The organism is Citrobacter europaeus (assembly GCA_020099315.1).
Classification (GTDB): Bacteria; Pseudomonadota; Gammaproteobacteria; order Enterobacterales; family Enterobacteriaceae; genus Citrobacter; species Citrobacter europaeus.
In genome coordinates this window covers 4,338,329-4,362,670 of the sequence record CP083650.1, presented here as the reverse complement: position 1 = coordinate 4,362,670, position 24,342 = coordinate 4,338,329, and the positions used below count along the sequence as shown (strand labels likewise).

At 52.5% G+C, this 24,342-nt stretch carries 21 protein-coding genes; 12 read left to right on the top strand and 9 right to left on the bottom strand.

From position 1 onward, the window contains the following. Window positions 1–91: 91 nt before the first annotated feature. Window positions 92–1,075: a transcriptional regulator EbgR gene (gene ebgR, locus LA337_20355; GenBank protein UBI15485.1), complete on the bottom strand. Its 984-nt coding sequence runs from the start codon at window positions 1,073–1,075 to the stop codon at window positions 92–94. Window positions 1,076–1,284: 209 nt separating this feature from the next. Between ebgR and LA337_20350 the strand changes: the two genes are divergently transcribed. Then, the gene (locus tag LA337_20350; protein UBI15484.1) at window positions 1,285–1,617 is read left to right on the top strand and encodes a tRNA-binding protein; all 333 of its coding nucleotides are present in this window, start codon (window positions 1,285–1,287) and stop codon (window positions 1,615–1,617) included. A gap of 77 nt (window positions 1,618–1,694) precedes the next feature. On the opposite strand, the gene ygjG is transcribed toward LA337_20350, so the two are convergent. Further along, window positions 1,695–3,074 carry a putrescine aminotransferase gene (gene ygjG, locus LA337_20345; protein ID UBI15483.1) on the bottom strand — a complete coding sequence of 460 codons (1,380 nt, stop codon included), beginning with the start codon at window positions 3,072–3,074 and terminating at the stop codon, window positions 1,695–1,697. Window positions 3,075–3,504: 430 nt separating this feature from the next. Between ygjG and LA337_20340 the strand changes: the two genes are divergently transcribed. Further along, complete coding sequence (locus tag LA337_20340; GenBank protein ID UBI15482.1) at window positions 3,505–5,025, top strand: methyl-accepting chemotaxis protein; 1,521 nt, start codon at window positions 3,505–3,507, stop codon at window positions 5,023–5,025. Window positions 5,026–5,078: 53 nt separating this feature from the next. Here the strand turns inward: LA337_20340 and LA337_20335 are convergent, their stop codons facing one another. After that, entirely contained in the window at window positions 5,079–5,750 is a 672-nt protein-coding gene (locus tag LA337_20335) for a helix-turn-helix transcriptional regulator (GenBank protein ID UBI15481.1), read from the bottom strand. 236 nt (window positions 5,751–5,986) lie between these two features. Between LA337_20335 and LA337_20330 the strand changes: the two genes are divergently transcribed. After that, window positions 5,987–6,760 (top strand): siderophore-interacting protein, encoded by a 774-nt coding sequence (locus LA337_20330; GenBank protein ID UBI15480.1) that lies wholly within the window; start codon window positions 5,987–5,989, stop codon window positions 6,758–6,760. On the opposite strand, the gene LA337_20325 is transcribed toward LA337_20330, so the two are convergent. Next, complete coding sequence (locus LA337_20325; GenBank protein ID UBI15479.1) at window positions 6,761–7,546, bottom strand: helix-turn-helix transcriptional regulator; 786 nt, start codon at window positions 7,544–7,546, stop codon at window positions 6,761–6,763. It lies immediately after the preceding gene. A 130-nt stretch (window positions 7,547–7,676) separates the two neighbouring features. On the opposite strand from LA337_20325, the gene cfa reads away from it, so the two are divergent. Continuing rightward, a complete protein-coding gene (gene cfa / locus LA337_20320; GenBank protein ID UBI15478.1) occupies window positions 7,677–8,831 on the top strand; it encodes a cyclopropane fatty acyl phospholipid synthase in 1,155 nt (384 codons plus the stop codon). A gap of 93 nt (window positions 8,832–8,924) precedes the next feature. Here cfa and LA337_20315 read toward each other — a convergent pair whose 3' ends face one another. Next, a complete protein-coding gene (locus LA337_20315) occupies window positions 8,925–10,583 on the bottom strand; it encodes a glycerone kinase (GenBank protein UBI15477.1) in 1,659 nt (552 codons plus the stop codon). Between the two features lie 562 nt (window positions 10,584–11,145). Here LA337_20315 and LA337_20310 point away from each other — a divergent pair. Continuing rightward, window positions 11,146–12,243, top strand: a complete 1,098-nt coding sequence (locus LA337_20310) for a glycerol dehydrogenase (protein UBI15476.1) — start codon at window positions 11,146–11,148, stop codon at window positions 12,241–12,243. Window positions 12,244–12,334: 91 nt separating this feature from the next. Next, window positions 12,335–14,260, top strand: coding sequence for a PTS-dependent dihydroxyacetone kinase operon transcriptional regulator DhaR (gene dhaR, locus LA337_20305; GenBank protein ID UBI15475.1), 1,926 nt, complete (start codon window positions 12,335–12,337; stop codon window positions 14,258–14,260). Here the strand turns inward: dhaR and LA337_20300 are convergent. From LA337_20300 to LA337_20285, 4 genes are read right to left on the bottom strand one after another with little or no spacing between them, the layout of a single operon-like run. Next, window positions 14,238–14,768 carry a cob(I)yrinic acid a,c-diamide adenosyltransferase gene (locus tag LA337_20300; GenBank protein ID UBI15474.1) on the bottom strand — a complete coding sequence of 177 codons (531 nt, stop codon included), beginning with the start codon at window positions 14,766–14,768 and terminating at the stop codon, window positions 14,238–14,240. The genes dhaR and LA337_20300 overlap by 23 nt on opposite strands. Then, a complete protein-coding gene (locus LA337_20295) occupies window positions 14,769–15,122 on the bottom strand; it encodes a glycerol dehydratase reactivase beta/small subunit family protein (GenBank protein UBI15473.1) in 354 nt (117 codons plus the stop codon). It abuts the gene before it with no gap. A gap of 16 nt (window positions 15,123–15,138) precedes the next feature. Then, window positions 15,139–16,302: a 1,3-propanediol dehydrogenase gene (gene dhaT, locus LA337_20290; protein ID UBI15472.1), complete on the bottom strand. Its 1,164-nt coding sequence runs from the start codon at window positions 16,300–16,302 to the stop codon at window positions 15,139–15,141. A 22-nt stretch (window positions 16,303–16,324) separates the two neighbouring features. Then, window positions 16,325–16,753: a heme-binding protein gene (locus LA337_20285; protein UBI15471.1), complete on the bottom strand. Its 429-nt coding sequence runs from the start codon at window positions 16,751–16,753 to the stop codon at window positions 16,325–16,327. 392 nt (window positions 16,754–17,145) lie between these two features. Between LA337_20285 and LA337_20280 the strand changes: the two genes are divergently transcribed. The 6 genes from LA337_20280 to LA337_20255 all read left to right on the top strand — a co-directional run bounded on the left by LA337_20280 (window position 17,146) and on the right by LA337_20255 (window position 24,320). Next, window positions 17,146–18,813: a propanediol/glycerol family dehydratase large subunit gene (locus tag LA337_20280; protein ID UBI15470.1), complete on the top strand. Its 1,668-nt coding sequence runs from the start codon at window positions 17,146–17,148 to the stop codon at window positions 18,811–18,813. An 11-nt stretch (window positions 18,814–18,824) separates the two neighbouring features. Then, window positions 18,825–19,409 carry a propanediol/glycerol family dehydratase medium subunit gene (locus tag LA337_20275; GenBank protein ID UBI15469.1) on the top strand — a complete coding sequence of 195 codons (585 nt, stop codon included), beginning with the start codon at window positions 18,825–18,827 and terminating at the stop codon, window positions 19,407–19,409. A 2-nt stretch (window positions 19,410–19,411) separates the two neighbouring features. Continuing rightward, window positions 19,412–19,840, top strand: coding sequence for a diol dehydratase small subunit (locus LA337_20270; GenBank protein UBI15468.1), 429 nt, complete (start codon window positions 19,412–19,414; stop codon window positions 19,838–19,840). A 10-nt stretch (window positions 19,841–19,850) separates the two neighbouring features. After that, window positions 19,851–21,662: a diol dehydratase reactivase subunit alpha gene (locus LA337_20265; protein UBI15467.1), complete on the top strand. Its 1,812-nt coding sequence runs from the start codon at window positions 19,851–19,853 to the stop codon at window positions 21,660–21,662. Window positions 21,663–21,775: 113 nt separating this feature from the next. Next, window positions 21,776–22,099, top strand: coding sequence for a DUF1889 family protein (locus LA337_20260; GenBank protein ID UBI15466.1), 324 nt, complete (start codon window positions 21,776–21,778; stop codon window positions 22,097–22,099). Between the two features lie 940 nt (window positions 22,100–23,039). After that, complete coding sequence (locus LA337_20255; GenBank protein UBI18523.1) at window positions 23,040–24,320, top strand: TolC family outer membrane protein; 1,281 nt, start codon at window positions 23,040–23,042, stop codon at window positions 24,318–24,320. The last annotated feature ends 22 nt before the right edge of the window (window positions 24,321–24,342 follow it).

Genomic DNA, 24,342 nt, shown 5'->3' with positions numbered 1-24,342 from the left:
ACTGGATCACGAAAATAATTCGGACGCAGAAAAGAATGCATGACAATGCGCGCCCGGCATCAGAAGAAACCGGGCGGGTTAACGGGGGATTTTAGCGGGTGGTGCCGCGCAGTTTCAGCTTGCTGGGAACAAAAACCAGCAGGGGAAGCGCACGCCCGTCGCGGGCTTTCTCGAAAAGCAGGTTGACGCCCTGACTGCCCATCATTTCAGAATGAATGCGAACGGTGGAAAGCGGAGGAAAGGTGAAACGCGCCGTTGGAATATCATTAACGCTTATCAGCGAAATATCCTGTGGAATGTTCAGACCACGCTCGTGGATGGCGCGCAGAACGCCAATAGCAATCGAATCTGAAGCCACAAACAGGGCGCTGGGATAGTCGGGTTTTGCCAGCATTTCTTTAGCCAGTTCATAGCCTGATGAACTGGAGAAACCGCCGCGATAGATGTCCTGTTCAGAAACGACCTGCTGGAGACGACCGTATTCGACAAACGCGGCTTCGCGGATATCGGCCTTGCCCGGCTGGTCTTCACCACCGATGAAGCCAATGCGGGTGACGCCCTGGGCAATGAAAAAGTCGATGCTCTCTTTGCTGATGCGGGCCAGATCGATATCGACGGCGTCATATTCGCTGCCGGGTTCATGGAAATCGATAAAGCAGATGTTGTCGGTAAGCGCTGTTGCCGCCTCGCGCAGAGCGGGAGAAGGCTTGCCGACAATAAGAATGCCGGTAATGTGTTTGCTCTCCGGCAGTCCACTGTGCTCATAGCAGTTGGTCAGTTCGATCCCGAGTTTCTCACACTGGGTTTCAATCCCATGGCGGATCGCGAGGTAGTAAGGATCGTTGATTTCCAAATCCTGCTGATAGCTGTAGAGCGCCAGAATATGCTGGGGGCCGAGCGCATTGGTCTGGTTCTTACGGGCGCTGCTGGTTTTGTACTCCAGCTTTTCCGCGATCTCCAGAATGCGATGCTTAGTCTCTTCTTTTACATTCAGCGTGGGGTCATCGTTTAAAACCCGGGACACTGTCGCCAGGGACACGCCAGCTTCGATTGCGATGTCTTTAAGTGTTGCCATGTTTGCCTTTTCCCTGAGTTACCTGCGCATTGTAAATGAAGTGCTTATCTATTCATCTGTTTTCAGTAAAAAAAGCATGTTTAATTGACATGCTCGGGGTAAAACCGGGCTTTCAGAGTGTGATGAGTACGTCATTTTCCCGCTTTTGAGAACAATGCCTGGAAAATATTTTGCTAGTATTTAGTAAAATTTTACCAGAGGAGAAAACAATGGATATCGTCGCATTTGCTGATTTTGCCCGAATGGAAATACGTGTTGGAAAAATCGCACAGGTAAAGCGCCATGACAATGCCGATAAGCTGTATATCGTACAGGTAGATGTTGGAGAGCGTACGCTGCAAACCGTGACCAGCCTGGTTCCTTATTACAGCGAAGAGGAGCTAATGGGGAAAACGGTAGTGGTGCTGTGTAACCTGCAAAAGGCCAAAATGCGCGGTGAAACATCTGAGTGTATGCTGCTGTGCGCTGAGACGGATGATGGCAGCGAAAGCGTGCTGTTAACGCCAGAACGGGTGATGCCTGTGGGTGTGCGGATTGTTTGAGTTAGGCTAATTGCCGGATGGCGGCTACGCCTTATCCGGCCTACAAAAGGGTATCTTTTATAGGCCGGGTAAGGTTGTTACACCTGCTCCACGCTCACCCGTAATGCTGCCAGGGCTTTGCGCGTTGCTCGCAATACCAGATCGCATTGCTCGATCGTTAACGTCAACGGCGGTTCGATACGGATCGTCTTTGCATTGTTCAGCGTGCCGGCTACCAGCACCCGCTGGCGGAACATCTCACTGGCAAAGTTATAGCCGATTTCATTATCAACAAACTCAATCGCCATCAGCATGCCCTTACCGCGTACATCATGTACCAGGTCCGGGTATTCCCGCGCAAGCTGGCGGAAACCATCCAGCAACATATCGCCTTTCTGCTCCGCCTGAGCCGGTAAATTTTGCTCCAGCAGGACGTTAATGGTGGCCAGCGCAGCCGCGCAAGCAAGCGGGTTGCCGCCAAACGTGGTGGTATGCAGGAAAGGATTGTCGAACAGGACGGAGAATACCTCTTCGGTGGCAATGGTTGCGCCAATGGGCATCACGCCGCCGCCCAGCGCTTTAGCCAGGCACATAATGTCGGGCTGCACGTTTTCGTGTTCGCAGGCGAACATTTTGCCAGTACGACCCATGCCGGTCTGCACTTCGTCAAGGATCATTAGCGCGCCAAACTCATCGCAAAGTTTACGAACGGCGGTTAAATAACCTTGCGGCGGCAGGATCACGCCTCCTTCACCCTGGATCGGTTCGAGGATCACGGCAGCGACGTCGTCACCGGTTTTTTTACACTCGCTGAGCACGGTGCGCATCGCGTTAATATCGCCAAACGGTACATGGCGGAAACCCGGCAGCAGCGGCATAAAGGGTTTGCGGAAGGTGGATTTAGCCGTGGCGGACAGCGCGCCCAGCGATTTACCGTGGAATGCGCCGCTGGTGGCAATAAACGTAAATTTACCGCGCGGTGATTGATACGCTTTCGCCAGCTTCAGAGCGGCTTCAACCGACTCGGTCCCGCTGTTACAGAAAAAACTGTATTTCAGCTTACCTGGGGCCAGTGCGGCGAGGGTTTTTGCCAGCATGGCCCGCAGAGGGTCGAGTAGCTCCTGGCTATGCAGAGGTTGTTTCGCGAGTTGATTCTGTACGGCGGAAACCACGACTGGATTACGGTGCCCCACGTTGAAAATTCCAAAACCACCCAGGCAATCGACGAACTCCTGCCCCTGGGTGTCGACAAGCGTATTCAGGCTTCCCGCTTGCCACTCTACGGCTCCGTAATCCCCGCCTGCTGTTACAGATTTTCGATACTCTAAGAACCCCGGATTGACATGCTCCTTGAAGTATTCAATCACCTCTCGGTTTAATGATTTCATTTCCTCATGATCAAGCGTGCGCTTTTCGATGAGATTCAGTGCGTGTGCGCTGCAGGCCAGGGCCGATGCGCTGGAAGGTAACCTGTTCAAAATATGCTCCCGGAGCTCGCGTATCACATGATACTGATTTAAGTATTGCAGGGATTGCGCCATTCCGGCGCGCTTAGCAAAAATCGGGATAAACACCAGGAAACATCTCATTTACGCAATATTTAATGCCAGCGCTTAACATTTGCTGGCATTTTGCCCATGTTCAGACTGAGAAAACAGATCGGAAAACCCCTTTTCTGCGCTAAAAATGAGCAATATTCGCCCTGTGACGGTGCATTGGTAGAAGTGAAATTGAATAGTTTCTGATTGAAAGTATTTTAAATCAATGGATTAGAATGCGTACAAATTTTGAGGTTTAATCGCAAATTGCGATCTAAATCAAATTTAACAACTAAAGATAAAAAAATTATCGCCGAAATAACATAAGCCGAAAGAGTTAACAACCAGATAACCTGCACAGGACGCAATCATGTCTTCTCATCCCTACGTTAGTCAGCAAAATACACCGCTGGATGATGATATCACCCTCATGTCGACTACCGATTTACAAAGCTATATCACCCATGCGAACGATACCTTTGTCCAGGTCAGTGGCTATCAACTAAATGAATTGCTCGAAAAACCGCACAACCTGGTTCGTCATCCGGACATGCCAAAAGCGGCGTTTGCGGATATGTGGTACACCCTGAAGCAGGGTGAGCCATGGAGCGGGATTGTGAAAAACCGGCGTAAGAATGGCGATCACTACTGGGTAAGGGCCAATGCGGTGCCGATGGTGCGGGAAGGGCGTGTAACCGGGTATATGTCGATCCGTACCCGGGCAACTGACGAGGAGATTGCGGCGGTAGAGCCTTTATATAAAGCGCTGAATGAAGGGCGTTGCAATCGACGAATTCATAAAGGCCTGGTGGTACGCAAAGGCTGGTTGGGTAAATTCCCGGCGCTGCCGATTCGCTGGCGAGTGCGCAGCGTAATGGCGTTTATGTTTATTTTACTGGCGGCCGCATTGCAGCAAATGGGCGCCGAATGGCCGTTACTGCTGACGAGCGTGTTGGTGATGCTTTTAGGAACGGCTATTTTCGAATGGCAGATTGTGCGTCCTATTGAGAATGTCGCCCGTCAGGCGCTTAAAGTGGCGACCGGTGAGCGGAACAGCGTGTCGCATCTTAACCGCAGTGATGAGCTGGGCCTGATGCTGCGAGCGGTCGGGCAACTGGGGCTAATGTGCCGTTGGCTCATCCATGATGTCTCCAGCCAGGTGAGTTGTGTACGCAGCGACAGTGAAACGCTGGCGAAAGGCAGTGATGATTTAAACAAGCATACGCAGCAGACCGTAGAGAATGTGCAGGAAACGGTGACCACCATGAATCAGATGGCGGCATCGGTAAAACAAAACTCTGAGACCGCCGCCGCAGCCGATAAACTCTCCATCGCCGCCAGCAGCGCGGCAACGCACGGCGGTGAGGCGATGGATACCGTCATCAAAACCATGGACGATATCGCCAACAGCACCCAGAGGATCGGCACCATTACGACGCTGATTAACGATATTGCTTTCCAGACCAACATTCTGGCTTTGAACGCCGCCGTTGAAGCTGCACGGGCAGGTGAGCAAGGGAAAGGGTTCGCCGTGGTGGCGGGAGAAGTGCGTCATCTTGCCAGTCGCAGCGCCAGTGCGGCCAATGATATCCGCAAGCTGATTGATGCCAGCGCCGATAAAGTGCAGTCCGGCTCCGATCAGGTTCACGCTGCAGGGCGCACGATGGACGATATTGTGGCGCAGGTGCAAAACGTCACTCAGCTGATCGCCCAAATCAGCCACTCAACGCTGGAGCAGTCAGATGGCCTTTCCAGCCTGACTCGGGCAGTGGATGAACTGAGCAATATTACGCAGAAAAACGCCGAACTGGTTGAAGAGAGCGCCCAGATTTCTGCGATGGTGAAGCATCGCGCTGGTCGACTGGAAGATGCTGTCACGGTGCTACATTAATATAAACCCTACAGGCGGAACGGCGGGCAAACGGGTCCCGCCTGCAGTGTAAATTAATCCAGCTGAGTAATATCCAGCGCAGCGCGATCGATAATACCGATGATTTTTTTGATCTGCGCATCGCTGGTATCACCATGATTAACCCGTAGGTCCAGCACGGCTTTGAAGTTTTCCAGCGCGCGTTTCATCTGCGGATTCTTGCGTAATTCAAAACCCACGCAGCGGGCTTTAATACGTTCGTGGATATGTTCCAGATGCTCACGGTTTTCATCCAGCCATTGCTGGCCCTGAGTCGTGATCGCAATCTGTTTACGCCCACCTTCCTCGTCGCTGATGGTGATCAGTGCCTGATCCTGCAAGAAATCCAGCGTCGGATAGATAACGCCCGGGCTCGGGGTATAGTTACCCTGAGTCAGGGTTTCAATTGCTTTAATCAGCTCATAGCCGTGGCTGGCGTCGCGGGTCAGGATATCCAGAATGACCAGGCGTAATTCTCCGTGACCGAAGAAGCGTTGGCGACGACCACCGCCCCCGCGACGGTGCCCACAACCCTGTTCGTGGTGATGTTCTTTGTTACAGCCTTCATGGCGATGTTCTTCACCTTTGCAGCAACCTGCATGGTGCTCGTTGTGGCGGCCTTCGTGGTGATGTCCTTCACCCTTGCAGCAGCCTTCGTGTTGGTGCTCAGTATGTTTGCAGCAACCTTCATGATGGTTTTGCATCATCGTCTCCTGATGTTGTTTAGATATATCTAATTTATATCTAAAAATTGTCATCTTGCAAGTCTACAAATTATATTTTGTTTAATATGATGATTATTAACAGTTTTTATTGGTTGGTGCTGTCAGTCTAATCTGACGGTGACTATATCAAAAAAGTGCTTGCAATCCTCTTGATTAGCAATCATTATCATTTAAAAATGTATTTAGATATATCGTATTATCTTCACAAGGCGAAAAAAATGACAAAAAACACCTCACGCTACCCCCAGCGCGTTCGTAATGAACTGCGCTTTCGGGAACTTACCGTCCTGCGCGTAGAACGTATTAGCGCGGGCTTTCAGCGCATTGTACTGGGCGGGGACGCTCTGGACGGTTTTAGCTCACACGGGTTTGACGACCATACCAAGGTCTTTTTCCCTGAACCGGGCAGCCATTTTGTGCCGCCTGTCGTCACCGATGAAGGCATTGTCTGGGCTGACGGCGTACGTCCGTTATCCCGTGATTACACGCCGTTGTATGACGAAGCGCGCCATGAGCTGGCGCTGGATTTTTATATCCATGACGGTGGCGTGGCAAGTACGTGGGCGATGAATGCCCGTGAGGGGGACAAGCTGACAATTGGCGGACCGCGCGGTTCTTTGGTGGTGCCAGAGGATTATGCGTATCAGGTTTATGTGTGTGATGAATCGGGAATGCCCGCGCTGCGCCGACGCCTGGAGTCGCTCAGTCGTTTAGCGGTACGTCCGCACGTCACGGCGCTGGTCAGCGTGCAAGATGCAGCATACCAGGACTATTTTGCCCACCTCGACGGGTTTACTATTCAGTGGTTTATCGGTCATGACGAGCAGGCGGTGAATGAACACTTATCGCGGCTAAGCGTGCCAGCAGACGATTATTACATCTGGATCACTGGCGAAGGGAAGGTGGTCAAAAACCTGAGTGCTCGCTTTGAAACCGAGGCGTTCGATCAGCAACGGGTTCGCGCAGCGGCTTACTGGCATCAGCGCCGTTAATCAGTAATTAGACGGCGGAACGCCAAACGCCTGGCGGAATGCGTAGCTAAATGCCGCGGTGCTTGAATACCCCACGTCGAGCGCCACGGCGGTTACGCTTTTATTTTTCTTCAGCATTAATACGGATTCCAGAATACGCATTTTTTGCTTCCAGACGCTGAAAGGCAATCCGGTTTCTTTTTTGAAATGGCGTGAAAAGGTACGGGCAGACATACCCAGATGCTGCGCCCAGTATTCAACCGAATGCTCCAGTGCGGGGGATTCTTGTATTGTTCGGCAGACTTTGGTTAATTCACGATCCTGCGGCCAGGGTAATACAAAAGCGACTTCCGGGAGTTGCAGAATAATATCGACCAGCACACTAACCAGCTTGCCCTCTTTTGACTGACTATCATAATGGCCTGAAATTGAATTCGTGGCGTAATGAATAAACTCTCTGGCGAAATCACTGATAGCCACTACTTTGCATTCATTGATGCTCTCTTCAAGAAAGCCCGGTTTAATATCCAGATTTTCTAAATACACATCATCTAATGCCCAAACCGCATGCTCCGTATTATTTGGGATCCAAATGCCATAATGCGCGGGGATTATCCAGCACTTACCGGCAACATCAATGCGCATGCTGCCTTTGCGGGCGAAATGAAACTGCATAAAAGAGTGTGAATGCTGCGGTACATGGTGGTTGGCTTCCAGGACATAAGAGCGAAAGAATACGTCCTGCGGCAGTTCGGTCATGGAGTTATCCGGGAAGGAGTTCCACTGTTTTTGCGCGAGAGTTTCCATAAATGAATCGTCAATGCTCCCGATGGTGTGTCCGCTGCTCGATAGATCTTGTCCGCGGATCATAATACATACACTCTTTTTTCCATAATAATCTTGCGTAATAATTTTTAGCCCACTTTTGGTAAATACCATGAACTCGCTTTGTTCAGATGCTGTCATCGTCAATGAAACAAATGATAACTGGACCCGAATGGGAAAAGAGCTGCTTTCGCAAGCGGATATCAGAATTAATGGCTCGCGCGCCTGGGACATTCAACTTCATCATACCGGTTTCTTTAAACGGGTATTGCAACAAGGCTCATTAGGGCTTGGCGAAAGCTATATGGAAGGCTGGTGGGACTGCGAACGGCTCGATATTCTGTTCTGCAAAATCCTGAAAGCAAAACTCGACCAGCAGATGCCAGGTAATCTGAAAGATATTTTACGCATTGCCAGCGCACGCCTGTTTAATTTGCAGTCACGGAGCCGCGCATGGATCGTCGGTAAAGAACATTATGATATTGGTAACGATCTCTTTGCGCTGATGCTTGATCCGCATATGCAATATTCCTGCGGTTACTGGAAAGACGCGACCACCTTAGACGATGCGCAAAATGCCAAATTAAAAATGATCTGCGAGAAGCTGCAGCTTAAGCCGGGTATGCGTTTACTCGATATCGGTTGTGGATGGGGCGGGTTGGCAGAATATGCGGCGCGTCATTATGGCGTGGCGGTAGAAGGCGTTACCATTTCCAAAGAGCAGCAGAAAATGGCGCAGCAGCGCTGTGAAGGGCTGGACGTTAACATTCTGCTGCAGGATTATCGCGATCTTGATAAACACTACGATCGCATTGTCTCCGTGGGGATGTTTGAACACGTCGGGCCGAAAAACTACGATACCTATTTCAGCATCGCCGACCGTTGTTTAAAACCGGACGGGCTCTTCCTGCTGCATACCATCGGTAGCAATAAAAAAGGGATGAGCGTCGATCCATGGATCAACAAATACATTTTCCCGAACGGTTGCTTACCGTCGATTTCCCATATTGCCGAGGCCAGCGAATCACGGTTTGTGATGGAGGACTGGCATAACTTTGGCAGCGATTACGATAAAACGCTGATGGCCTGGCACGAGCGCTTTAATCAGGCCTGGCCGGAGCTGTCGTCACGTTATTCCGCCACCTTCAGAAGAATGTTTAATTACTATTTATGCGCCTGCGCCGGGGCTTTCCGCGCCCGAGATATCGAGCTTTGGCAGGTACTGTTTAGCCGTGGCGTCGAGGGTGGCCTCCGCGTTTATCGTTAACGTTCTGCCGGATGGCGGCGTAAACGCCTTATCCGGCCTACATAGGTTTGTACTCGTAGGCCTGATGCGCGAAGCGCATCAGGCATTTATGATTTAACCCAATTCACTCTCCGCCAGCGCTTTAAACACCATCGCGACGGCGTGTGCGCCGGGGTCCATATTGCCGAGCAGACTTTCGCTGCTCAGATACGATGCGCGACCGGCATTGGCTTTACTCGACAAACAGGTTCGTTCGGCTCCCGCTTGCGCGGCGTCGAATGCGGCCTGCAGATTTTGCGGCTGCGCGAGCAGTGAAGTCAGGGCCGGTTGCAGCGCGTCAATCATGGTGCGATCGCCTTCGTCTGCGCCGCCGTAGAACTTCATCTGCGCCAGGCCCGTATTTAATGCTTCGACAATATTTGCTCCCTGTTCCAGTTTCTGTCCGGCTGAGGTAAAGAAGATCGACATCAGCACACCGCTGGAACCGCCCATCACCACGGTCAGGCGTTCGCCAATCAACGCGAACAGCGTAGCAAGGTTATCCAGCGGCAACTGCTGGCGATGCAGTAGGCTGGCAATTTCGCGTGCGCCAGCGGCGAAGGTTGAACCGGTATCGCCATCGCCGACTTTGGCATCCAGCGCATTAAGATGGGACTCCAGATCGGAAAGGGTTGCGGTGATAAGCTCCACAATCCCGGCCACCAGGGCGTTTGCCGAGGGCTGGAATTCCACGCGTGCGCTACGCTGAGATGACGGAACACAACTGATTTCACGCGGTGGGACCGGCGTCGGCCAGTTGCTGGTTTCCACTTCGGTGAGCAGCGCTTTTTCGATGCTCTCTTCCAGCACGATGGCCGTGAGAGAAAAGCCTTTCATATCCAGCGCGGTGACCAGCGAGGCCGGGCCAATCAGCCAGTCGATACGCGAGTGCAGCGGGCTGCTGGCCAGCTCGCGGGTAATGATGGCCATTTCGGCAACAGAAACACCGCCAAGATTGTTAATCATCACCGCCAGACGGCCGGTTTCAGGCAGGGCGGCCAGCAGTTTATCCACCATCAGGTTCACCACCTGCGCACTGTTCTGAGTGTCGATAACCGAAGCACCTGGCTCGCCGTGAATGCCCATCCCTAGCTCCGCGTGACCCGGATGATGACGCGGGGTCGCGTCGGTTTCTTGCGGCAGATGACAACTGGAAAGCGCAACGCCCAGGCTGAAGGTGTTGTGGGCTGCGTACTGCGCTTCACGCAGAACGGTGGCGAGGTTGTAGCCGCGTTCGGCAAAGTAACCCGCGATTTTATGCACCAGGATGGTTCCCGCAATGCCGCGTGGGTGTTTGTTATCCGGCAGAGAGATGTCGTCGCCAACAATCAGCATTTCAACGTTATAGCCAAGGCGACGCGCTTTCTCGGCGGCGAGACCGAAATTAAGACGGTCACCGGTGTAATTTTTCACGATCAACAAACAGCCCGCTTCACCGGTTACCGCCTGAATGGCGGTCAGTACCGCATCCACGCTCGGGGAGGCGAAAACGTCGCCGCAGACCGCAGCGGTTAGCATGCCTTTACCGATAAATCCAACGTGCGCGGGTTCGTGTCCCGAACCGCCGCCGGAAATGACCGACACGTTATTTTTATCGAGATCACGACGGACTACGATACGAATGGCCGGATCGCTTTCCAGACGCGCCAGGTTATTCCACGGGCTGGCGATAATCGTACCGTCGATGACATCGCTCACGAGATGGGGGCGTTGATTAAAAAAGAATTGAGACATAACGGCTCCTCGAGGTTGAGTGAAAGACAAACCCCCGAATGCTTAGGTCATGGTGCGGAGGCGATGAAGAGATTCTGGCGAAGTCAGCGCGGAAAAAAACAACCTTAAAATGAGTTTCATTACGGAACGTGATTGTTGTTTTTTGTTCCGAAATGAAACTGAAAAAAGCAAGGAACGATCACAATGCGAGCTCGCTCGACTTTTTTCACCGGCGAACGGCGCTGGTTATCCGGCACCGTCAGCCTTTTTGTGCGGATTTTAAGACAAGCGAGTGGGTAAAAGAGAAAGTGAGATTCATGTGTGCTGGATATTTGGCGGTAAATGAACGGATCAGGATCGCAAACCTTATATTTTTTATGGATAAGCGTTCCAATATGAAACGTAGTCCGTTTTTATCTGTTTCATATCAGAACAAAAAGACGAAAGATCTTTTTGTGCACGCCTCGCCATACAGTTATTGCATCGCTCCGGTACCTCCCGTTTTCGCCATCAGCATCAGGCCAAACAGGTTAACGCCAGGGCTCACCATGTAAAAACATGTACTTATTTGAGGATGAAAGGAATGCTAAAAGTTATTCAATCTCCAGCCAAATATCTCCAGGGTCCTGACGCTTCCACCATGTTTGGTCAATACGCTAAAAATCTGGCGGACAGCTTTTTCGTGATCGCGGATGACTTCGTGATGAAGCTGGCGGGAGAGAAAGTACTCAACGGCCTGCACAACCACGACATTAGCTGCCACGCGGAACGCTTCAACGGCGAATGCAGCCATGCTGAAATTAATCGTCTGATTGCCATTTTGAAACAGCACGGTTGCCGCGGTGTGGTTGGGATTGGCGGCGGGAAAACGCTGGATACCGCCAAAGCGATTGGCTACTACCAGAAGCTGCCGGTGGTGGTGATCCCGACTATCGCGTCTACCGATGCGCCAACCAGTGCGCTGTCCGTAATCTATACCGAAGCCGGTGAGTTTGAAGAGTATCTGATCTACCCGAAAAACCCGGATATGGTGGTGATGGATACCGCAATCATTGCTAAAGCGCCGGTACGTCTGCTGGTGGCCGGGATGGGCGATGCGCTCTCGACCTGGTTTGAAGCGAAAGCCTGTTATGACGCCAGAGCGACCAGCATGGCGGGCGGACAGTCCACCGTGGCGGCGCTGAGCCTGGCGCGCCTGTGCTATGATACCCTGCTGGCGGAAGGCGAGAAGGCACGCTTTGCCGCGCAGGCTGGCGTGGTGACCGATGCGCTGGAGCGTATTGTCGAAGCTAACACTTACCTCAGCGGCATCGGCTTTGAAAGCAGCGGTCTTGCAGGGGCGCATGCGATCCACAACGGCTTTACGATTCTGGAAGAGTGCCACCATTTGTACCACGGTGAAAAAGTCGCCTTTGGTACGCTGGCGCAGCTGGTGTTGCAAAACAGCCCGATGGAAGAGATCGAAACCGTGCTGAATTTCTGTCAGAAAGTAGGCCTGCCGGTAACGTTAGCGGAAATGGGCGTGAAAGAAGACGTTGACGGCAAGATCATGGCCGTAGCAAAAGCGACCTGTGCAGAAGGTGAAACCATCCACAATATGCCGTTCCCGGTAACGCCTGAAAGCGTACATGCCGCTATTTTGACGGCAGACCTGCTGGGACAGCAGTGGCTGGCGCGTTAATCAGTCGTCGGTAGGTTTTTATCCGGCATCTTCTCCCCCTCTGACAGTCTCTGCCGGAGGGGTTGTCTATGGTTAAACAGCGGAAAGGGATATGACGGCGCACACGCATAGCATCGGGAAGGAAGTCTCTTCGGTCATTGCCCAGTCATGGCATCGTTGCAGCAAGTTTATGCAGCGGGAAACCTGGCAGGCGCCGCATCAGGCGCAAGGGCTGACCTTTGAGTCGATTTGTCGTCGCAAGACGGCGCTGCTGACGATTGCCCAGGCCGCGCTGGAAGATGCCTGGGAGTTTATGGATGGCCGTCCGTGCGCGCTGCTGATTCTGGATGAGTCAGCCTGTATTCTCAGCCGTTGCGGCGATCCGCAGACGGTTGAACAGCTGGCGGAGCTTGGGTTTCGCGACGGCAGTTACTGTGCCGAAAGCATTATTGGCAGCTGTGCGCTTTCTCTGGCGACGATGCCGGGGCAGCCGACAAAAACTTCTGGCGATCAGCACTTTAAACAGGCGCTGCATCCCTGGTCGTTCTGCTCGACGCCGGTCTTCGATAACCATGGTCGACTGTTCGGCTCCATCTCGCTGTGCTGTCTGGTGGAGCATGAGTGCGTTTCTGATTTATCCCTGACGCTGGCGATTGCCAGAGAAGTCGGCAACTCTTTGCTGACCGACAGCCTGCTGGCTGAATCTAATCGACATTTGAACCAGATGTACGGCCTGCTGGAGAGCATGGATGATGGCGTAATGGCCTGGAACGAACAGGGCGTTTTGCAGTTCCTCAATGCGCGCGCGGCGCTGCTTTTGCATCTTGACGCGCAGGCCAGTCAGGGGAAAAACATTCACGACCTGCTCAATCTACCCATGCTGCTGCGCCGGGCGATCAAACATGCCCGCGGTCTGAACCACGTTGAAGTCACTTTTGAAAGCCAGCATCAATTTGTTGATGCCGTCATTACCCTGAAACCGATTGTTGAGGAGCAGGGCAACAGCTTTATCCTGCTGCTGCATCCGGTGGAGCAAATGCGCCAGTTGATGACCAGCCAGCTCGGCAAGGTGAGCCACACCTTTGAGCAGATGTCGACAGACGATCCTGAAACCCGCCGCTTGATCCATTTTGGGCGCCAGGCGGCGAGAGGAAGTTTCCCGATCCTGCTGTGTGGAGAAGAGGGGGTTGGTAAAGAGCTGCTGAGTCAGGCTATTCACAACGAAAGCGAGCGTGCCAGCGGACCATATATTGCCGTGAACTGTCAGTTGTATGCCAACAGCGTGCTGGGGCAGGATTTTATGGGCAGCGCGCCCACCGATGATGAAAACGGTCGGCTGAGCCGTCTTGAACTGGCGAACGGCGGCACGCTGTTTCTGGAAAAAATTGAATATCTGGCGCCGGAGCTGCAATCCGCGTTGTTACAGGTGATTAAGCAGGGGGTACTCACCCGCCTGGATGCCCGCCGGCTGATCCCGGTGGATGTCAAAGTGATCGCCACCACCACGGTTGATCTCGCCAATCTGGTGGAGCAGAACCGCTTTAGCCGCCAGCTGTATTATGCGCTGCACTCTTTTGAGATAGTGATCCCACCGCTGCGGGCGCGGCGTAACAGTATTCCCTCGCTGATTTATACGCGGCTGAACAGCCTGAAAAAACGCTTTTCATCCAGTCTGAAGATCGACGACGACGCGCTGGCACAGCTGGTGGCCTATTCGTGGCCGGGCAATGACTTTGAATTGAACAGTATTATCGAAAACATCGCCATCAGCAGTGATAACGGCCATATTCGGCTGAGCAATCTACCGGATTATCTGTTTGCCGAACGTCCGGGTCTGGAGACGGCGTCTTCACTGCTGCCTGCCAGCCTGACGTTTACCGCTATCGAAAAAGAGGCGATTATCCATGCCGCTCGCGTCACCAGTGGGCGCGTGCAGGAGATGTCGCAGCTGCTGAACATTGGTCGCACCACCCTGTGGCGCAAGATGAAGCAATACGACATTGATGCCAGCCAGTTTAAGCGCAAACATCTGGAGTAGTTTCTTCAATTCTCGCCATCGAGAACAGCGCATCCGACAGTCGGTTGATATAACGCCTGGGTTCATCGCGTAACGTCAGCGTTCTGCTCATCGCGATGAGGACCCGCTCCAGCCGACGCGTCAGGGTTCGCGCAACGTGTAGCTGTGCCGATGCGAGATTTTTCCCCGGAATAACAAACTCTTTGAGCGGGCCGCTTTGCGCCATATTACGGTCAATTAGCTGCTCCAGCGCCTGAACATCCTCTTCGCCAATACGCTGTTTTAAGCGAGTCAGTCCTTTCTCATCGCTGGCGAGTTCCGCACCCAGTACAAACAGCATCTTCTGCATGGCGTGCAGCTCCTGGCGTAGTTCGGCCTGGTGCGTGCTGGCATAGCAGACGCCTAGCTGGGAAATCAGTTCATCCACCGTACCATAGGCCTCAACGCGGATGTCGTCTTTGTCGACACGACTGCCGCCAAATAGCGCGGTCGTGCCTTTATCGCCGGTTCGGGTATAGATGCGGTACATTTATTTTATCTCGCTGAAGGGAAGAACTTTAACCAGTTGACCGGCATTGGCACCGAGCGTGCGGAGCTGGGCAGCCCCGGCGTGAGTATGCCCACGGACCAGTGCCCGATCTTCGGGCAACTGAGCATGGGTTAAGGCAATATCGCCGCTGGCGTTGAGCCCAAGACCCACGCGTAGCGTTGAGCTTTTAGCCGCCAGCTTGCTGAGGGCCAGCGCGCAGTCATGCTCGTCGCAACAGATTGTCCGGCAAGGGACGCCTTGCTCTTCCAATCCCCAGCACAGCTCATCAAGCACGCGAGACTCCTGCCAGCGTGAGTGATAAAACAGATGTACGCCCGGTGATGAAAGTGACATTGCGCCCCCTGGGTTATCAGAATGCCTGACGGAAGATCTCGGCGATTTCTTTCTCGTTCCCTTTGCGCGGGTTAGAGAAGGCGTTGCCGTCTTTCAGCGCCATTTCCGCCATGTACGGGAAATCGGCTTCTTTGACGCCCAGGTCGCGCAGATGCTGCGGAATACCGATGTCGGCGGAGAGACGGGCAATGGCGTGAATGGCCAGTTCGGCGGCATCCATGGTGGAAAGGCCGTCAGTGTTTTCGCCCATAAATTCTGCGATATCGGCAAATTTTTCCGGGTTAGCGATCAGGTTATAGCGCGCCACGTGCGGCAGCAGTACGGCATTCGCCACGCCGTGCGGCATGTCGTACAGACCGCCAAGCTGATGCGCCATCGCGTGAACGTAGCCAAGGTTGGCGTTGTTAAAGGCCATGCCGGCCAACAAAGAGGCGTAGGCCATGTTTTCGCGTGCTTTCAGGTTGCTGCCCAGTGCTACGGCCTGGCGCAAGTTACGCGCGATGAGACGAATAGCCTGGATAGCGGCGGCGTCGGTAACCGGGTTGGCATCTTTGGAAATATAGGCTTCCACGGCGTGGGTCAGGGCGTCCATCCCGGTCGCTGCGGTCAGCGGGGCGGGTTTGCCGAGCATCAGCAGCGGATCGTTAATGGAGACCGACGGCAGGTTGCGCCAGCTGACAATCACAAACTTCACTTTGGTTTTGGTATTGGTCAGCACACAGTGGCGGGTGACCTCGCTGGCGGTACCGGCAGTGGTATTCACCGCGACGATCGGCGGCAGTGGATTGGTCAGAGTTTCAATCCCGGCATAGCTATAGAGATCGCCTTCGTGGGTCGCCGCGATACCGATGCCTTTACCGCAGTCATGTGGACTACCGCCGCCGACGGTAACGATGATATCGCAATGCTCTTTGCGAAAGACGTCCAGACCGTCACGCACGTTGGTGTCTTTGGGATTCGGTTCAACGCCGTCAAAAACCACCACGTCAATACCGGCCTCACGCAGATGGGCGAGGGTTTTATCTACTGCACCGTCTTTAATAGCCCGCAGACCTTTATCAGTAACCAGTAGCGCTTTTTTACCGCCTAACAGTTTGCAGCGTTCGCCAACAACGGAAATAGCATTGGGGCCAAAGAAGTTCACATTTGGCACCAGGTAATCAAACATACGATAGCTCATAATATACCTTCTTAGATTTGAATTATAATTCAGAGAAACAACTTAGCGCGGTTTCTGCTAATAATCTGTCTTGTTCGACGGTGCCGCCGCTAACGCCAATGGCTCCAATTAATTCCCCATTTAACATGACGGGTAAACCGCCACCGAAAATAACGATGCGCTGTTGGTTGGTAAGCTGCAAACCATATAGCGAAGCGCCAGGTTGTACCGCATCAGTAATTTCATGGGTGCCCTGGCGCAGGCAGCAGGCGGTATACGCTTTATTAAGAGAGATATCACAACTGGTGACAAACGCGTCGTCCATACGGTGCATCAGCAGCGTGTTTCCGCCGCGATCCACCACAGAAAAGACCACCGGAACGTTGATATCAAAAGCTTTAGCCTCGACGGCCTGCGCCATTTTCTTTGCAGCCGCCAGCGTAATGGTGGCGATTTGTTGGCTTTTATTCACAGTCTCTCCTGAAAATATTGTAGGGCTGAGGTCACGAAAAATATCGCGCGACAGCTATTTTTATCATTGGCTTTACCTTATTTTCTCGCCGCACGTTATTAAGTCAATAGGGCATGCATTTCAGGAAATTTAAATTCATCTTCCCATTTTTACGTTTATTGATAATGATCATTTAACCTCGTCACAATTCACGGCGGATATTCCTGAGCTGCGTTTCAATATGAAACGATGCGTTTTTATTCGGTGCCAAATTGGAACGAAATTAATTTTATTTTTTTATTGTCCTGCTCATTTAGAGTTCGGCCATTGCTGATGAAAGGCGAATGCCGGGTGTTGTGTCCCCGGCAATGCGGCCCGGCGTCCCTATTTTTTATCTTTTGAGTCCATAAACTATGAGAAGATCAAAACGATTCGAAGTGCTTGCGAAGCGCCCTGTAAATCAGGATGGCCTGATTGGCGAATGGCCTGAAGAGGGGCTGATCGCCATGGAAAGCCCCTACGATCCGGCTTCGTCGGTGAAGGTGGAAAAGGGTCGTATTGTTGAGCTGGACGGCAAAAGTCGCGCCGAGTTCGACATGATTGACCGTTTCATTGCCGACTACGCCATTAACGTGGCCGAGGTAGAGCGCGCCATGCAGCTCGACGCGCTGGAGATCGCCAGAATGCTGGTGGATATCCACGTCAGCCGGGAAGAGATAATTGCCATTACCACTGCTATCACCCCAGCGAAAGCGGTGGAGGTAATGGCGCAAATGAACGTGGTGGAGATGATGATGGCGCTGCAAAAAATGCGCGCCAGACGAACGCCCTCTAATCAGTGCCACGTGACCAACCTGAAAGATAACCCGGTACAGATTGCTGCCGACGCGGCTGAAGCGGGGATCCGTGGCTTTTCCGAGCAGGAAACGACGGTCGGGATCGCCCGCTACGCGCCGTTTAACGCCCTGGCGCTGCTGGTGGGTTCCCAGTGTGGTCGCCCCGGTGTGCTGACGCAATGTTCTGTTGAAGAGGCCACTGAGCTGGAGCTGGGAATGCGCGGGCTAACCAGCTACGCCGAAACGGTGTCGGTCTATGGCACAGAATCGGTGTTTACCGATGGCGATGACACGCCGTGGTCCAAAGCGTTTCTCGCCTCGGCTTATGCGTCGCGTGGCCTGAAAATGCGCTACACCTCCGGCACCGGCTCGGAAGCGCTGATGGGCTACTCCGAAAGTAAATCGATGCTTTATCTGGAGTCGCGCTGCATTTTTATCACCAAAGGCGCGGGCGTACAGGGGCTGCAAAACGGCGCGGTCAGCTGTATCGGCATGACCGGCGCTGTGCCGTCGGGGATCCGCGCGGTGCTGGCGGAAAACCTGATTGCCTCAATGCTCGACCTTGAAGTGGCCTCCGCCAATGATCAGACCTTTTCCCACTCCGATATTCGCCGAACTGCCCGCACTCTGATGCAGATGCTGCCGGGCACCGACTTTATTTTCTCCGGTTACAGCGCGGTACCCAACTACGACAACATGTTTGCCGGGTCGAACTTCGACGCTGAAGATTTCGATGATTACAACATTCTGCAACGCGATCTGATGGTTGACGGCGGTCTGCGTCCGGTGACTGAAGAAGAAACCATCGCCATTCGCAATAAGGCCGCACGCGCCATTCAGGCGGTGTTCCGCGAACTGGGCCTGCCGCTGATTAGCGATGAGGAAGTGGAGGCTGCCACTTATGCTCACGGCAGCAAAGATATGCCCGCGCGCAATGTGGTGGAGGATCTGGCGGCCGTGGAAGAGATGATGAAGCGCAATATCACCGGGCTGGATATTGTCAGCGCGTTGAGTTGCAGCGGCTTCGAAGATATCGCCAGCAATATCCTCAACATGCTGAGGCAGCGCATCACCGGGGATTATCTGCAAACGTCGGCAATTTTGGATCGCCAGTTCGATGTCGTCAGCGCCGTCAATGACATTAACGATTATCAGGGACCCGGTACCGGCTATCGCATCAGTGCCGAACGCTGGGCGGAAATTAAAAATATTGCGGGCGTGGTTCAGCCCGGCTCGATCGAATAAGGCGAAACACAGTGGAATACACAACTGAACGTAAGCCGGTTTTCACCTTGCAGGTAAGCGAAGGCGAGGCGGCTAAAGCGGACGAACGCGTGGATGAGGTGGTGATTGGCGTCGGCCCGGCCTTTGATAAGTATCAGCATAAAACCCTGATTGATATGCCGCACAACGCGATTTTGAAAGAGCTGGTTGCCGGAATTGAAGAAGAGGGACTGCATGCGCGAGTGGTGAGAGTGCTGCGCACCTCGGATGTTTCTTTTATGGCATGGGATGCGGCAAATCTCAGCGGTTCAGGCATCGGGATTGGTATCCAGTCGAAAGGAACCACGGTGATTCATCAGCGCGATCTGCTGCCGCTGAGCAACCTCGAGCTGTTCTCTCAGGCTCCGCTGCTGACGCTGGAAACCTATCGCCAGATTGGTAAAAACGCCGCGCGCTATGCGCGTAAAGAGTCGCCTTCGCCGGTGCCGGTGGTCAATGACCAGATGGTGCGGCCCAAATTTATGGCCAAGGCCGCGCTGTTTCATATCAAAGAAACCAAACACGTGGTGCAGGATGCTGCGCCCGTCACGCTGCATATTGCACTGGTAAGGGAATGACCATGAACGACAACATCATGACCGCGCAGGATTACCCATTAGCGACCCGCTGCCCGGAGAAAATCCAGACTCCTGGCGGTAAGCCGCTAACCGACATTACCCTTGAGAATGTGCTGGCGGGCCGCGTAGGACCGCAGGATGTGCGGATTTCTCAGCAAACGCTGGAGTACCAGGCGCAGATTGCCGAACAGATGCAGCGTCATGCCGTGGCGCGCAATTTCCGTCGCGCGGCAGAGCTGATTGCGATCCCGGATGCCCGCATTCTGGAGATCTACAACGCGCTACGTCCGTTTCGTTCTTCGTTCGCTGAGCTGCAGGCTATTGCCGATGAACTGGAGCATACCTGGCACGCTACGGTGAACGCCGGGTTTGTCCGCGAGTCGGCAGAGATATATCAGCAGAGAAACAAGCTGCGTAAAGGTAGCCAGTGACGGGGGCAACATGCCGTTAATTGCAGGGATCGATATCGGCAACGCCACCACCGAAGTGGCGTTGGCACAGCATGGGCATTTTATCGCCAGCGGGATTGTCGCCACCACGGGCATGAAAGGCACGCGGGACAATATTGCCGGGGTGGTGGCTTCTCTGCAGCAGGCTCTGAATAGCACCCCGTGGTCGCTTCAGGATGTGGCGAAAATCTGCATCAACGAGGCCGCGCCGGTGATTGGCGATGTGGCGATGGAAACCATCACTGAAACCATCATTACTGAATCGACAATGATTGGCCATAACCCGCAAACGCCCGGCGGCGTTGGCGTGGGAATGGGGACCACTATCGCCGTGGAGAAGCTGGCGGCGTTAAGCGAGGATCGGTTTGCCGAGGGCTGGATCCCGCTGGTAGGCGAGGAAATGGATTTTCTCGAGGCGGTCTGGCTTATCAATGCGGCGCTGGATCGCGGCATCAACGTGGTGGCGGCGATCCTGAAAAAGGATGATGGCGTGCTGGTGAACAATCGCCTGCGTCGGCCAATGCCGGTGGTTGATGAAGTCACCTTACTTGAGAAGGTGCCGGAAGGGGTGCTGGCGGCGGTGGAAGTGGCGGCCGCCGGGCAGGTGGTGCGGGTATTGTCGAATCCTTACGGCATCGCGACCTTCTTTGCCCTGACGCCCGAGGAAACGCAAACTATCGTCCCCATCGCCAGAGCGCTAATCGGCAACCGTTCCGCCGTGGTGCTGAAAACCCCGCAGGGTGATGTGCGATCAAGGGTGATCCCGGCGGGCAAGATCTTTATCCGTGGTGAAAAGCGTGGCGGCGAAGCCGACGTAGCGCAAGGCGCGCAGGCCATTATGCAGGCGATAAGCGCCTGTGCGCCCGTGTGCGATATTCGTGGTGAAGCAGGCACGCACGCAGGCGGCATGCTGGAGCGGGTGCGTAAGGTGATGGCCTCACTGACCGGTCATGACATGAACACGGTGCATATTCAGGATCTATTGGCGGTCGATACGTTTATTCCGCGCAAGGTGCAGGGCGGCATCGCTGGAGAGTGTTCAATGGAGAACGCCGTGGGCATTGCGGCAATGGTGAAATCCGATCGCTTACAGATGCAGGCCATCGCCAGTGAGCTGAGCGCCCGGTTAAACACGCCGGTTGAAGTTGGCGGCGTGGAGGCCAACATGGCCGTAGCGGGGGCGCTAACAACGCCCGGATGCGCCGCACCGCTGGCGATCCTCGATTTAGGCGCAGGATCTACCGATGCCGCCATTATCAATAGCGACGGCGTAGTGAGAGCGGTGCATCTGGCCGGTGCAGGAAATATGGTTAGCCTGTTAATTCAAACTGAGCTGGGCCTAAACGATGCGTTTCTGGCGGAGGAGATTAAAAAATACCCGCTGGCAAAAGTGGAAAGCCTGTTCAGTATTCGCCATGAGAACGGCGCGGTAGAGTTTTTCCGCGAACCGCTCAGCCCGACAGTCTTCGCCAAAGTGGTGTATCTGAAAGAGGGGGAGCTGATCCCGGTAGATAACCTCACCTCGCTGGAAAAAATTCGTCTGGTGCGCCGACAGGCCAAAGAGAAGGTTTTTGTGACCAACTGCCTGCGCGCATTGCTTCAGGTTTCACCCAGTGGCTCCATTCGCGATATTGCTTTTGTAGTGCTGGTGGGCGGCTCCTCGCTGGATTTCGAAATCCCGCAGATGATCACCGATGCGCTGGCGCACTACGGCGTTGTCGCCGGACAGGGCAACATCCGTGGTAGCGAAGGGCCGCGTAATGCGGTGGCAACCGGGCTGGTTTTGGCCGGAATCGCGAATTAATCGTGCAGAAAACAGCCACCGCAAGCGTTTAGCTGCGGGGTAAATCAAATAAAGGCGATGTTCTCTTTGATATCCCGACGAAGTTGGGTACATAGTATAAATGTGTCTCTCACGTGGTTAATTTTAAGGATAAGAGCATGCCAACAGCAATTGAGAAAGCATTGGATTTTATTGGTGGTATGAACACTTCGGCGTCAGTACCCCATTCAATGGACGAAAGTACCGCTAAGGGAATCTTAAAGTATTTGCATGACTTAGGTGTGCCAGCGAGTCCGGAAGCTGTAATGGCACGAGGTGAGCAGGAGGGATGGAATCCCGAGTTCACGAAAAAAGTGGCCGGATGGGCAGAAAAAGTCGCCTCCGGTAACCGCATCCTTATCAAGAATCCAGAGTATTTTTCAACCTATATGCAGGAGCAGCTCAAAGAGCTAGTGTGAGCTGACTATCGAATCAAACGCTAACGGACGTTTCCATCTCTGGATGGGGCGTCCAAAGGAGGGCTAGTGACATGCTTGTTGCCAGGCAGGCGTTTCGCACCGCAAAAGCGAGGTAATCTAATAGCTTTTCTTTAACTCCTGCACATAGAGATATTATCAACTTCTCAGTAGTACCTGGATTATCCGTGGCGACTCACCTCACAAAGAAGACTCAATAATCAGAATTATATTGCGTCAACCTCATTATATTTACTGAAATATTCTTTTATTACTAAATTTTCCACAGATTATTGATAGTCATTAGCAAGTCCGTTGCTGAATAATATTTGCATTCGCAGCCCGAGCAGCAGCATCCAGCACACCTGTTATTTTCAATCCAAAGCCCACAATTTTCCTTCACTTCAGCGATAGTGGCCCATGTGTATCAATCAAATCTACAACTATTTTTCTCTCCTGAGTAAAAGACCATTCAAAAAATATTTGTCAATAAATTCTATAGTCTTGGTACAAATTGACATTTGTTTGAAAATCTTTGTGTTAAGTACGCTGTGAAATTAACGCAAAAATGTTCATTTACTGGGAGGTAATAATCCTATTTATAACAAAGAGTTTTCATGTTTGTATAAAAAACAACCTTTCAGACTTTTATAAAGATCCCGCAATATTCTTTATTCTATTAACATCACATTAACATTGTGGGTATGGTTAGGGTGTACAGTATTTGTTATGCTCCAAGTCAATTAATAATATTCACTAGGGAAAATCCTATTTCACCATTTCTTGATAAATGAGCTCATTGTTGAGAAAGGAAATTTATTCCTTATTTGACAAATGGTTAAAAAACGAATCCTGGAGGAGAATCTACCCTATTAATATGGAGGCTCATGTGCGGATTTTTGTACCCCTAAGGCACACAATATTTTATTTTTTATTTGCAGGTATGATCGTATGTGGTACTGCGAAAGCCTATAACGGTACACCGAACACAGCCCGAGTTGCGTCTGTGACACTGAAGGAAAGTATTCTTTTTGCTTTTGACCGTGACCCATCAATAAGTCAGCAGGCCGCGCAAATGGGAATCGGCCAGGCGCAAATAGACGAAGCACGCAGTGGTTGGATGCCGCAAATATCACTTAATGGCAATACAGGGCATAGCCAGACGACAGACTCAAGCGGCTCACTAAAAAACTCAGCAGCATGGGGGCTAAGTCTGACGCAGCTTGTCTATGATTTTGGCAAAACGAATAGCGCAATCAGTCAGTCTGAAGCACAACGAGATAGTTACCGGTACCAGCTTATGGCTACATTGACTGGTGTCGCTGAGAAAACGGCTCTAAGCTACGTTGAAGTCAGACGCTATACCGAACTGACACAAGCAGCGAAAGAAAATATTACTGCGCTTAAAAATGTTCAGCATATGGCGCGATTGCGCGCAGAGGCTGGTTTGAGTTCTACGTCCGATGAGCTTCAGACGCAAGCGCGTGTCGCGGGAATGCAGGCAACGTTTGAACAATACAATGCAGCGCTGAGTAGCGCGCGGGCAAGACTGGCTGTTTTAAGCGGTATTGATGCAGAGCAGTTGCAACCCGTGCCTGAGGCATTAGTCGTTCGAGAGGATTCTCTTGATAATATTGATTATTCATTAATTCCATCTGTGCTCGCCGCAAGGACAATGGAAACGTCTGCTCAGTATGCCGTTGAAAAAGCAAAATCACAGCACTGGCCGACTCTAAGCCTTAAAGGTGGACGTACGCGTTATGAATCGGATAACCGAAGCTATTGGGACGATCAGATTCAGCTAAATATTGATGCCCCTATTTACCAGGGCGGTTCGGTTTCAGCGCGAGTTCACCAGGCTGAAGGCGCAAGAACAATGGCGATGTCGCAAGTCGATCAGGCTCGATTTGATGTACTACAAAAAGCGTCAGTTGCTATGGCGGACTGGTCTGGAGCACACGGTAGAATGAATGCCGGGAATATACAATTGCAGAGCGCTCTGCGTGCTCGCGAGGTTTATAAAAATGAATATACCCTTAGCAAAAGAAGTATTAATGACTTACTAAGCGTTGAACAAGACGTCTGGCAAGCAACGCTATCAAAAATAATGGCTGAATATGATAGCTGGAGTGCCGCAATTAATTATGCCACTGCCCTGGATAATTTATTGCCTGCTATAGGTGTTGAAAAAAATGCTGCGGCGAAATTACCTGATCTAAGTTAGTAACGAAAAGAAAACGCTGCAA

Excerpts from the sequence above, each read along its gene's own strand:
- ebgR (UBI15485.1), bottom strand. The coding sequence starts at position 1,075 with ATGGCAACACTTAAAGACATCGCAATCGAAGCTGGCGTGTCCCTGGCG.
- LA337_20350 (UBI15484.1), top strand. The coding sequence starts at position 1,285 with ATGGATATCGTCGCATTTGCTGATTTTGCCCGAATGGAAATACGTGTT.
- LA337_20340 (UBI15482.1), top strand. The coding sequence starts at position 3,505 with ATGTCTTCTCATCCCTACGTTAGTCAGCAAAATACACCGCTGGATGAT.
- LA337_20335 (UBI15481.1), bottom strand. The coding sequence starts at position 5,750 with ATGATGCAAAACCATCATGAAGGTTGCTGCAAACATACTGAGCACCAA.
- LA337_20330 (UBI15480.1), top strand. The coding sequence starts at position 5,987 with ATGACAAAAAACACCTCACGCTACCCCCAGCGCGTTCGTAATGAACTG.
- LA337_20325 (UBI15479.1), bottom strand. The coding sequence starts at position 7,546 with ATGGAAACTCTCGCGCAAAAACAGTGGAACTCCTTCCCGGATAACTCC.
- cfa (UBI15478.1), top strand. The coding sequence starts at position 7,677 with ATGAACTCGCTTTGTTCAGATGCTGTCATCGTCAATGAAACAAATGAT.
- LA337_20315 (UBI15477.1), bottom strand. The coding sequence starts at position 10,583 with ATGTCTCAATTCTTTTTTAATCAACGCCCCCATCTCGTGAGCGATGTC.
- LA337_20310 (UBI15476.1), top strand. The coding sequence starts at position 11,146 with ATGCTAAAAGTTATTCAATCTCCAGCCAAATATCTCCAGGGTCCTGAC.
- dhaR (UBI15475.1), top strand. The coding sequence starts at position 12,335 with ATGACGGCGCACACGCATAGCATCGGGAAGGAAGTCTCTTCGGTCATT.
- LA337_20300 (UBI15474.1), bottom strand. The coding sequence starts at position 14,768 with ATGTACCGCATCTATACCCGAACCGGCGATAAAGGCACGACCGCGCTA.
- LA337_20295 (UBI15473.1), bottom strand. The coding sequence starts at position 15,122 with ATGTCACTTTCATCACCGGGCGTACATCTGTTTTATCACTCACGCTGG.
- dhaT (UBI15472.1), bottom strand. The coding sequence starts at position 16,302 with ATGAGCTATCGTATGTTTGATTACCTGGTGCCAAATGTGAACTTCTTT.
- LA337_20280 (UBI15470.1), top strand. The coding sequence starts at position 17,146 with ATGAGAAGATCAAAACGATTCGAAGTGCTTGCGAAGCGCCCTGTAAAT.
- LA337_20270 (UBI15468.1), top strand. The coding sequence starts at position 19,412 with ATGAACGACAACATCATGACCGCGCAGGATTACCCATTAGCGACCCGC.
- LA337_20265 (UBI15467.1), top strand. The coding sequence starts at position 19,851 with ATGCCGTTAATTGCAGGGATCGATATCGGCAACGCCACCACCGAAGTG.
- LA337_20255 (UBI18523.1), top strand. The coding sequence starts at position 23,040 with ATGATCGTATGTGGTACTGCGAAAGCCTATAACGGTACACCGAACACA.